The sequence below is a fragment of the Stappia sp. MMSF_3263 genome, from assembly GCF_030733745.1.
GTDB lineage: Bacteria > Pseudomonadota > Alphaproteobacteria > Rhizobiales > Stappiaceae > Stappia.
This window is the reverse complement of sequence record NZ_JASHIK010000009.1, coordinates 177,456-187,771: the sequence shown is the minus strand read 5'-3', so window position 1 is coordinate 187,771 and position 10,316 is coordinate 177,456. Positions and strand designations below refer to the sequence as shown.

The 10,316-nt window shown below is 67.3% G+C and carries 10 protein-coding genes; 4 read left to right on the top strand and 6 right to left on the bottom strand.

What is annotated here, in order from left to right:
* Positions 1-356 precede the first annotated feature (356 nt).
* Both RBB46_RS12240 and RBB46_RS12235 read left to right on the top strand, forming a co-directional pair.
* Positions 357-1,325: a class I SAM-dependent methyltransferase gene (locus RBB46_RS12240; RefSeq protein WP_306029260.1), complete on the top strand. Its 969-nt coding sequence runs from the start codon at positions 357-359 to the stop codon at positions 1,323-1,325.
* A complete protein-coding gene (locus tag RBB46_RS12235; protein ID WP_306029259.1) occupies positions 1,322-2,182 on the top strand; it encodes an RNA methyltransferase in 861 nt (286 codons plus the stop codon). The genes RBB46_RS12240 and RBB46_RS12235 overlap by 4 nt, the downstream gene beginning before the upstream one ends.
* Positions 2,183-2,224: 42 nt before the next feature.
* Here RBB46_RS12235 and RBB46_RS12230 read toward each other — a convergent pair whose 3' ends face one another.
* Positions 2,225-2,560: a hypothetical protein gene (locus RBB46_RS12230; protein WP_306029258.1), complete on the bottom strand. Its 336-nt coding sequence runs from the start codon at positions 2,558-2,560 to the stop codon at positions 2,225-2,227.
* Between the two features lie 117 nt (positions 2,561-2,677).
* Between RBB46_RS12230 and RBB46_RS12225 the strand changes: the two genes are divergently transcribed.
* Complete coding sequence (locus tag RBB46_RS12225; protein ID WP_306029257.1) at positions 2,678-3,544, top strand: SDR family oxidoreductase; 867 nt, start codon at positions 2,678-2,680, stop codon at positions 3,542-3,544.
* Between the two features lie 7 nt (positions 3,545-3,551).
* Here the strand turns inward: RBB46_RS12225 and RBB46_RS12220 are convergent, their stop codons facing one another.
* From RBB46_RS12220 to glpK, 5 genes are all read right to left on the bottom strand, one after another.
* Positions 3,552-4,328 carry a DUF1194 domain-containing protein gene (locus RBB46_RS12220; RefSeq protein ID WP_306029256.1) on the bottom strand — a complete coding sequence of 259 codons (777 nt, stop codon included), beginning with the start codon at positions 4,326-4,328 and terminating at the stop codon, positions 3,552-3,554.
* 117 nt (positions 4,329-4,445) lie between these two features.
* Positions 4,446-5,177, bottom strand: a complete 732-nt coding sequence (locus RBB46_RS12215; protein WP_306029255.1) for a hypothetical protein — start codon at positions 5,175-5,177, stop codon at positions 4,446-4,448.
* Positions 5,178-5,296: 119 nt separating this feature from the next.
* Positions 5,297-6,223 carry a DMT family transporter gene (locus tag RBB46_RS12210; RefSeq protein WP_306029254.1) on the bottom strand — a complete coding sequence of 309 codons (927 nt, stop codon included), beginning with the start codon at positions 6,221-6,223 and terminating at the stop codon, positions 5,297-5,299.
* Complete coding sequence (locus RBB46_RS12205; protein WP_306029253.1) at positions 6,220-7,188, bottom strand: bifunctional helix-turn-helix transcriptional regulator/GNAT family N-acetyltransferase; 969 nt, start codon at positions 7,186-7,188, stop codon at positions 6,220-6,222. Before RBB46_RS12205 ends, RBB46_RS12210 begins: the two co-directional genes overlap by 4 nt.
* A 176-nt stretch (positions 7,189-7,364) precedes the next feature.
* Entirely contained in the window at positions 7,365-8,861 is a 1,497-nt protein-coding gene (gene glpK, locus RBB46_RS12200; protein ID WP_306029252.1) for a glycerol kinase GlpK, read from the bottom strand.
* Positions 8,862-9,075: 214 nt separating this feature from the next.
* Here glpK and RBB46_RS12195 point away from each other — a divergent pair, with 214 nt between their 5' ends.
* The gene (locus RBB46_RS12195) at positions 9,076-10,266 is read left to right on the top strand and encodes an MFS transporter (protein WP_306029273.1); all 1,191 of its coding nucleotides are present in this window, start codon (positions 9,076-9,078) and stop codon (positions 10,264-10,266) included.
* The last annotated feature ends 50 nt before the right edge of the window (positions 10,267-10,316 follow it).

The window sequence follows — 10,316 nt, the reverse complement described above, 5'->3', positions numbered from 1 at the left end:
AGAACATCCGCATCATTCAATGCATCCCAAACAGCAACCCGACCAGCCAACAAACGGTAATCGCCTACCAAATCCATGTTCCAGGCACCTTTGCAAACGGGTTCGCGCGCACGTGATCGCGCCTTGCGCGTTTTCAGTTGCCGACAGCTTGGCCAAGCCGGCCCCGCCTTTCAAGTGCTTGAAAGAAAATCAGCTACAAACTTCTCTTTGGTGCAGCGCGGCACGCCGAACGGTTCCCGCGATACCTCCCTGCAGAAAGCGGCGGGGCCGCGCATGGCGATTGACCGCGGCAGGCAAGCGCCCTAAGGCGTTCGCCAGCGATCACACGCAAGACCACCGCAGGAAAGGACCATCGCTTGTCCGACGACGCGAGAGACCGGGAGACCGGCGACACGCAGGAGGCCGCGCCCGCCGGCAATCCGCCGGCGCCGGTCTGGCCGACCATGCTCCAGACACGGGGCTGGTCCGACTATGCGCTGCTCGACTTCGGCCATGGCCGCAAGCTGGAACGCTATGGCAGCATTGTCGTCGACCGTCCCGAACCGCAGGCAATGGGCGCGCCGCGCCTGCCGCAAGGCCGCTGGGACGCGGCCGATGCCGTCTTCACCGGCAATGACGAGGACGACGGTCCCGGACGCTGGCGGCTGAACCGCGACCTGCCGGAGACCTGGCAGATGGGCTTCGGCAACGTCCGTTTCCTCGGCCGTTTCATGTCGTTCCGCCATGTCGGGGTATTCCCCGAACAGGCCGCCCACTGGCAATGGATGGCCGACCGGGTGAAGGCCCGCCAGGCGGCGGGCGCGCGGGCGATGCGCATTCTGAACCTCTTCGGCTATACCGGCCTTGCCTCGCTGGTGCCGGCGGCCGCCGGGGCCGAGGTGACGCATATCGACGCCTCGAAGAAAGCGATCGGCTGGGCCCGAGAGAACCAGGCCCTGTCGGGCCTCGACGACCTGCCGATCCGCTGGATCTGCGAGGACGCAACCAAGTTCGTCGCCCGCGAGGTCAAGCGCGGCAACACCTATGACGGGATCCTGCTCGACCCGCCGAAATACGGCCGCGGGCCGAAGGGCGAGATCTGGGACCTCTACGAGAGCCTGCCGCAGATGCTGCCGATGATCGAGAAGATCCTCTCGCCGGAGGCCGATTTTCTGGTGCTGACCGCCTATGCGATCCGCGCCAGCTTCCTGGCGCTGCACGAGGTCATGGCCGACACGCTGGCCACGCGTGGAGGAAGGCTTGAATCGGGCGAGCTGGTGCTGCGCTCCGAGACCGGCGAACGGGCGCTTTCCACTTCCCTCTACAGCCGTTGGAGCGGACAATGAGCGGGCGCGACGATCCTTCTGGCACCCGCAGGGCCGGACAGGTCAAGCAGGTCACCTCCTTTTCCAACCCGTTGGTCAAGGACATCAAGGCGCTGATCGCGCAACGCAAGCATCGACAAAAGACGGGCCGCTTTGTCGCCGAAGGGCTGAAGCTGGCGACCGACGCGCTCGCCGCCGGCTGGGAGGTCGACATGCTGGCGATCGGACCGGAAGCGCGCGACAGCGCCCCGGTGCGGGAAACAGCGGCCACCGCGCGGGCCCGCGGGGCGACGATCCTGGAGGTCTCGACCGCCGTCCTGGCAGCCATGACACGGCGCGACAACCCGCAGATGGTCGTCGGCGTCTACGGGCAGAAAACCCTTTCTCCCGCTGCGTTGCGCGCGGCCATCGCAGCCCGCCCCGACGCCGTCTGGGTGGCCCTCGACCAGGTCCGCGACCCCGGCAATCTCGGCACGATCATCCGCACCGCCGACGCGGTCGGCGCGGCCGGCGTCATGCTTGTCGGCGAGACCACCGATCCCTTTGCCGTGGAGGCGGTGCGCGCCACCATGGGCTCGCTCTTCCATGTGCCGCTTGTGCGCCTTCCGCGCGCCGAGTTCCGCGACATCGCGCAGGCCTGGCCCGGCACGGTCGTCGGCACGCATCTCAAGGGATCGTGCGACTACCGGACCATCCCCTATGCCCGGCCCACCCTGCTGCTGATGGGCAACGAACAGTCCGGCCTTCCCGAGGAGATGGCGCAGGCCTGCAACGCGCTCGCCCGCATCCCGCAGGCCGGACAGGCGGACAGCCTCAACCTGGCGGTCGCCACCGCCGTGATGCTCTACGAGATCCGCCGCGCCGACCTTGCGCTCTGAGGGGGGCGCGGCAGCGTCCCTCGGAGCGCAACCGGACACGACCTAAAGGTCGATCCGGCGGCTTTCGCCCGCACCGATCACCTCGATGCCCTTCGTGCCCGTGACCGCAGAAATTTCCAGCGTCTCGGCGTAGGGCGCGGTCTGCGGCAGGACGATGCCGGAGACGCAACCGACGACCTCGATCCCCCAGTAATCCGGCTGCGTCACATAGACCAGCGGCCGCAATTCCACCCGCATCGAAACGGTCGCCCGCTCGCCGGTGACCAGCAGGAACTTGCCGTTGCCGCCGAGACCGACGAAAACCTCGGCCGTGTCGAAATCGATCAGCGCACAGCTCCGCGAGGCGGGCCGCGCCTGCAGCGTCTTTGCGATATCCATGTTGAAACTCCCTGTATCGGCAATAAAACGGCGTTGACGCCAAGGCGGCGAAATCCGCCACAGGCACACGCCATGTGAGAAGTTACCACAGAACCACAACCCCCGGGAAATCACGCCATGCGCCTCTTTGTCTTCGGTATCGGCTATTCGGCGGAGGCCTTCGTCGCCCGCATCGCATCGCGCTGCGCCTGGATCGGCGCGACAACGCGCAGCCCCGCCAAGGCGGAGACCCTCAGGGCGCAGGGGATTGCCCCCTTCCTCTTTGACGGGACCACGCCGGGCGAGGGCATCGCCGATGCCCTCGCGCAGGCAACCCATGTGCTCGTCTCGATCGCCCCGGGGGAGGCCGGCGATCCGGTGCTCGCCCATCACGGCGCGGACCTTGCCGCCGCCCGGCCGCAATGGACGGGCTACCTGTCGACGGTCGGCGTCTATGGCGATCATGGCGGCGCCTGGGTCACTGAGGAAACGCCCTGCAAGCCGGTCTCGCGGCGCTCCGTCCAGCGGGTGGCCGCCGAGGAGGCATGGCTGGCACATGCCGGGACACATGACCGTGTCGTGCAGGTGTTTCGCCTGTCGGGCATCTACGGTCCGGGTCGCAACGCCTTCGTCAATTTCGAGAAGGGCACCGCGCGCCGGCTGGTCAAGCCCGGCCAGGTGTTCAACCGCATCCACGTGGCCGATATTGCCGGCGCGCTGGAAGCGGCGATCGACGGTCCGGCCAGAACACGTATCTTCAACATCACCGACGACGAGCCCGCGCCGCCGCAGGACGTTGTGTCCCACGCCGCCGGCCTTCTTGGCGTGACGCCGCCGCCGGAACAGGATTTTGCGAGCGCCGAGCTCAGCCCGATGGCGCGCTCATTCTACGGCGAGAACAAGCGCGTCTCGAACGCCCGGGTGAAGTCCGAGCTCGGCTACGACTTTCTCTTCCCCACCTATCGCGAGGCTCTTTCGGCCCTGTATCGCGACGGCTGGCGCTGAACGCGTTTCACTCGCGCCGCATCTCCGCCTGCCCGCCGAAGCGGACGGGCGGGCCCGACAGGGCGGCAAAGCTGCTTGCGGACGGGCCTGCCGCGATTTCCAGGATCAGTTTCTTGCGCACCGCATCGGCGAAGGTCGCCTTGGAATCGGCGGTAACGACGAACGAACCGGGACCGCCGATGATCAGCCTGGCGAACGCCTCCTCCAGATCGTAGCTGGCCGGACGCCCCGAACAGTGCCGGCACAGCACGGCAAGGCCGTTGATGACGATGCCGGCTGCAACCACCTCGGCCCGCGCGGTCTCCAGCGGCGGCCCGTTCCAGCTGTTGGCGCTGTCGGCGGAAAGGTCGATCACCCGTCGGACCCCGCGATGGCCGTTGTCCTCGATCAGTCGCTTGCCCTTCAGCAGCGCCGAGCCGATGGCATTGCGCCCGTAGGCACGGCGTGGCGCAGCCATCAAGGCATCGGCGAAGCGGCCCGCCGCTTCGACGCCGTCGATCACGGTCCAGCCGACAACGACGTCCTGCGAGGCGGCATTTCCCCATTCGACATAGGTAACGGCGATCTTGCCATGGGCATTGTCGAGAATGGCGGAGAGCACCTGGGGATCTGTGATGGCATCGGCATAGCCCTGCCGCTGGAAGCGGATCTCCGCATCGTCGATGGAACCACTGGAATCGGCCAGCAGCACAAGCTCCAGATCCACCTCTTCCGCCGCCGCACCGACGAGCGGTGCGGCGGCTGCAAGCAGCAAGGAAAGCACGAGAGCGGAGAGTGCGCGCATGCTGTTTCTCCAAGGCAACACGGTCGCCCTGAGTGAAACATGCCCGCTCACGCCAGGGAACGGCGAAAACCGGCCTCAACCTTTCACGTTCTGGCGAGCGGGCGGCGCGCCGGCCGCTCAAACCTCCTTCTTGTGCTCCTTCCCGTCGTGCCACGGCCCATGGACACTGCCGACAAGGCAGGTCGTCTTGCACTTGGTCTTGCAGCGCGTGCCGGTGTTGCGAACGATCCCGGCGCGCGCCAGCAGCGAGGGACGGAAGGACCAGGACGTGTCGAGATCCTGGCCCCGGTCGCGCAGCGGCGCCCATTCGGGCGCAAGGATCTGGCGGCGGCCGGCCTCGTCCGTGCGTTCCACGTGGATGCGTAGCGGCCATGAGCGCAGGCCGCCCCGCGCCAGGCAGAGACCGAAACGTCCGGCCTGCCCTGCTTTTTCCAGCAGACGGCCGATCCGCTCCATGGCGGGAGCGGCGCGCGCCAGTTCCGCCTCGTCGAGACCATGGCGGGCGAAGGCGAGCGGCAGCCACCGGCCATCGAGACAGCGCCATGATGTCGGTCGCCCCTCGCGCGACAGCGCCGAATCCCGCGCGCAAACGGTGACGGACAGGCTATTGGTCCGACGGTCATGGCTTTCCCAGACGATCTCGCCCGCGGCCAAGGTGAAGTGCACATGCAGAAGGTTGACGCCGAAAGTGTCGTCGAGACCGGCATCGATCAGGATCTCGGCAATGGCAGCGAAGAGGGGCGCATCGCCGGCCGGATCGAAACGTTCGACATCGTCGACATAGGGAAGGCCGGCATAGGGCAGCGGCAAGCCGTTTTCGAGTGTATCGGAAGAACGGAGTGCAGTCATGGTCGTCTCCAAAGGGCTGATCGAAACCGCCGTCGCACCCGCATGACGGGAACCCGGCACAGGCCATTCAACCCGCAAGAGAGAAACTTCGCAACACGCGAGTGACCGAAAACGCAACGTCAGCTCGCAGGCCGGTTCGTGCCTGTGGCGACGACAACAGCCGCCGCCTCCTTGCCCGGGCGCTGCGCGAAGGCGGTTGCGCCAAGGCCCCCCATCACCAGAACCAGCGCCACCGCGAGCGACGCGGAAGGAACCGTTCCCAGAAACACCACCGACAGGATAACGGCGGTTACGGGACTGAGGGCGAGAAACGCCGTGACCACGGCTGCGGGCAATTGCGACAGGGCGTAGAGCCAGAACAGGAAACCGAAACCGCTCGACAGGCCGACAAAGCCGACCAGAGCCACGGTGCGGGCCGTCCAGTCCGCCACGGCCACGCCATGGGGCTCGATCAGTCCCATCAGGCCGAGCGGCAATAGCGAGGCGGACATGGCGATGACGCTGACCCGGGCGACACCGCAGCGCTGGAGATAGGGGCGGTAGAGGCTGGAGCAGATCGCTCCCGTCAGGGTGGCAAGCCCGGCGCATCCCAGGCCGATCCAGTCGGACACGCTCATCCGGCCGCCCAGCGCGTCGCCGGCGAGTAGGAAGGCGACGCCGACGACGGACAGAGTGATCGACCAGAGCGCCAGCCGTGTCACCCGTGCCGCGCCCAGTCCCCAGCCGACTGCCAGGGTGACGATCGGCAAGGTGGCGAAGACCAGAGACACGCGCGGCGAACCGGTATGCAGAACCGCGACATTGAGCAGGGCGACAAGCACGCCGAACTGCCCCATGCCGATCAGCGCGACGGGAAGCAAGTCGCGGCGTGCCACCGGTGCGCCGGATGACAGGGCCGCCACCGGCACCAGGATGGCGAGAGCGATGGCGTAGCGCAGGAAGCCAAGCCGGCCGGCCCCGACCTCAGCGACGACGGCCTCGCTCGCCACCAGTGCCGCGCCCACCTGCAGGCCGGTGACGATGGCGGCGGCGAGCGGCAGCCTCACAGCGTGCGCTCCCAGACCTGACCGACAAGGTCCTTGCCGAAGCTGCGATGCGGTTCTTCCTCTATCAACTCGAAGCCGGCTGCCTCGTAGATGCGACGAGCGGAAACGAGGATGTCGTTGGTCCACAGCACCATCCGACGGTAGCCCTTCGCACGGGCGAAGCGCAGGCATTCATCGACAAGGGTGCGGCCGAGGCCCTTGCCGCGCGCCACGGGATCGACATAGAGCATGCGCAGCTTGGCTGTATGCTCGTCCTCCCGCACGACAAAGACCGATCCGACGATCTCGCCTTCCATCTCGGCGATCCAGCAGCGCTCGCTGGCGGGATCGAAATTGCGGACGAACTGACCGGCAATTTCGGAAATCAGCCCCTCGAATGTCCAGTCCCAGCCGTATTCGCGTGCATAGAGCGCGGCCTGGCGGTGGACCACCTGTCCAAGATCGCCGGGCTCGGGACCCCTCAGGATGAAGGCGCGGGCATCCGGTACATCGCCCAGCAGCCGGCGGATGCACGCCATGGCACCCGTCAGCTGGCCGCGCCCGGCAGGCGAAAGCGGTGCCAGCAACTCGGCGACTTCGCCAGCCGAGGTGGCATTCAGTTTGGCAAAGACCTCGCGCCCCCGCTCCGTCAGCGCCAGCAGCAAGCGCTTGGCATTGTCCGGCGCCGGGTTGCGCTGCAGCAGCCCGTCGCCCTCAAGGCCCGAGACCAGCCGGCTGAGATAGCCGGCATCCATCCTCAGGACTTCGCCAAGCTCGCGCGCCGATGGCAGCGCATCCGGCGGCGCGTTGGCGAGTTCATAAAGGACACGCACCTGGGCGAGCGAATAGGGAGATGCCAGCAAATGCTCGTTGAGGGCGCCGACAAGCCGCGTGTGAAAGCGGTTGAAGCGCCGGACGGCGGTAATGTCCTCTTCGCTCACCGGCGCGGCGGTCGCCGCGAGCGCACTGGAGGGATCGGGATGCATGTTGCCGAACTCCATAATATGTTGCCATAGTCAACATACTTGGCGCGCAACCTGCACTCAAGACGTCTTTTGACGCAGCGTCGTCCGTGGCCGGCAAGCGGAGCGTGCGGCGCATCAACGGTGGGGGTCAGCCGTCGGCAGCACGGGGCCGGAGCGAAACGGCCCCGTGCTGCGTCTCATTTGCTGCGCGTGCGGCGCACCGCATCCTGCCAGCCGGCATAAAGCGCCTCGCGCGCGCCCTCCTCCATCGCCGGTTCGAAACGACGGTCGAGATGCCAGGTCTCGGCAAAGGCCGCCATGTCCGGCCATACGCCCGCCTTGTGGCCGGCGAGCCAGGCCGCGCCCAGGGCCGTCGTCTCAAGGATCTGCGGCCGGTCGACCGGCGCGCCGAGCAGGTCGGCGAGAAACTGCATGGTCCAGTCCGAGGCGGTCATGCCACCGTCGACGCGCAGGACGATGCCGGCGGTGTCGATGCTGGCCGCATCCGCGCGCATCGCCTCGATCAGGTCGCGGGTCTGGTAGCCAACGCTTTCCAACGCCGCCCGGCAGAAGTCGGCCGGACCGCTCGCCCGTGTCAGGCCGAACAACGCGCCGCGCGCGTCCGGGTCCCAGTAAGGCGCGCCGAGGCCGACAAAGGCCGGCACCAGATACAGCCGGTTCTCAGGATCGGAGGCTTCCGCGAGTTGCTGGCTTTCGGCAGCGTGATCGATGATGCCGAGCCCGTCGCGTAGCCACTGCACAGCGCTGCCGGCGACAAAGATCGAGCCTTCCAGCGCATAGGTGGTCCGGCCCGCCAGCCGGTAGGCAATCGTCGAGAGCAGACGGTTCTGCGAGGCGACCCGGGTTTCACCCGTGTTGATCAGCGCGAAGCAACCGGTGCCGTAAGTCGACTTGACCATGCCGGGACGGAAGCAGGCCTGACCGACGGTCGCCGCCTGCTGGTCGCCGGCAACGCCGAGGATCGGCAACTCGGCGCCGAAATGCTCCGCGTCGACCGTGCCGAACTCGTCCGCGCTGTCCTTCACCTGGGGCAGCATCGACAAGGGTACGCCGAGAATGCCGCAAAGCTCCTCGTCCCAACAATTCTCGTCGATATTGTAGAGCAGCGTGCGCGAGGCATTGGTCGCGTCGGTGACATGGGCGCGGCCGCCTGTCAGTTTCCAGATCAGCCAGCTGTCGACCGTGCCGAAGACCAGTTCCCCGGCCTCGGCTCGCGCCCTTGCGCCCTCGACATTGCCGAGGATCCAGGCAAGCTTGGTGCCGGAGAAATAGGGATCGAGCAGCAGGCCGGTGCGCTGCGTGAACAGCTCCTCATGTCCTTGCCCCTTCAGCCGGGCGCAGAACTCCGCTGTGCGCCGGTCCTGCCAGACGATGGCATTGCAGACCGGCTCGCCGGTCTTGCGGCTCCAGACCAGCGTGGTCTCGCGCTGGTTGGTGATGCCGACAGCGGCGATCGCCGCAGCCCCTCCCTCGACTTTCGACAAGGCCTCGCGGCAGACGGCCAGCGTGGAGGTCCACAGGTCGGCCGGATCGTGCTCGACCCAGCCGGAATGGGGAAAGTGCTGGGCGAATTCCTGCTGGCCGACCGCCACCGACCGCAGATCCCCGTCAAAGACGATGGCCCGGCTCGATGTGGTGCCCTGATCGATTGCGAGTATATGTCCGCCGCTCACACGCCGCCTCCCGATACGTTCGTTTTCTTTCCTTATTGCCGAGAACGACAATCAAACGAAACAAAAAAACGGTCAATCGAAAATCCCGCTCCATGCATGGCTGCCGCCCCCAAATGCAGGATGACGCGTTTTACCGACCTTGATAGGCTTTCGACAAGCGGCCGTCCGGCCGCCTCTCCCGTCGCCGCGGTCGCGGCCAAACCGGGTCACGGCCATAAAGACGCTCTCGCTCAGCCTCCTTTCGATCGCGGTCATCGCGGCGCTGTCGCTGTGGTTCGTCTCCGCCGCGATCCTGCCGGAAATGCTTGCCGAGGCACCGATCTCCGCCGCGCGTCAGGCGCTGCTGTCCAGCGGCGTGCAGGTCGGCTTCGTGGCCGGCGCGCTTCTCTCGGCCTTTCTCGGCCTTCCCGACCGCATCCACCCCGGACGCCTGCTTGCCGCCTGCGCCACGCTGGCGGCACTGGTGAATGCCGCCCTGTTGGCTCTGCCCGTGGGCGGCGACGGAGCCATCGCCGCGCGCATCCTCACCGGCGCGCTGCTTGCCGGCGTCTATCCTGTCGGCATGAAGATCGCCGTCGGCTGGGGCGTCCAGGATCGCGGCTTCCTCGTCGGGCTGCTGGTCGGAGCGGTGACGCTTGGCTCTGCCGCCCCGCACCTGATCGCGCTTGGCGGCGGCGCCGACTGGCGCGTCACGGTGCTTCTCGCCTCCCTCGCCTCCCTCGCGGCCGCCCTTCTCGCTCTCGGCGTGCGGCTTGGCCCCTATCACGCCACTTCGCCGCGATTCGACCCGGGCGTCATCGGCAGTGCCTGGACGAACCGCCGCATCCGTCTCGCTTATGCCGGCTATTTCGGCCACATGTGGGAACTCTACGCCATGTGGACCTGGGCCGGCGCGGCGATGGCCGCCACCTTCGTCCCGGAACTCGGGCCCGACAGGGGGCTGACGCTCGCCCGGCTTGCCACCTTCGCGGCGATCGCCCTCGGCGGACTTGGCTGCATCGCCGGCGGGCTTGTCGCCGACCGGATCGGCAAGGAGAGCGTGGCGATCATCGCACTGGCGATCAGCTTCGCCAGCGCGCTTGCCGCCGCCCTCGCCTTTGGCGGCCCCGCCTGGCTCTTCTGCCTCGTCGTTCTCGTCTGGGGAGCCTCGATCGCGCCCGATTCCCCGCAATTCTCGGCGCTGGTGGCGGATTTTGCCCCGGCTTCGCAGGCGGGCAGCCTGATGACGCTGCAAACGGCGATCGGCTTCGCGCTGACCTTCATCACCGTGCAGGCGACACCGATCGTGGTCGAGACGGCGGGTTGGCCGGTGCTGCTGGCCCTGCTGGCGCTTGGACCTGCCTTCGGGCTTGTCGCCATGCTGCGACTGCGGCGGCTGACGGCCGGAGAGAGTGCCAGCGGCTGAAACCTGCCGCCAAAACGCAAAAAGCGCCCTGCCCGTCACGGCAGCGGCGC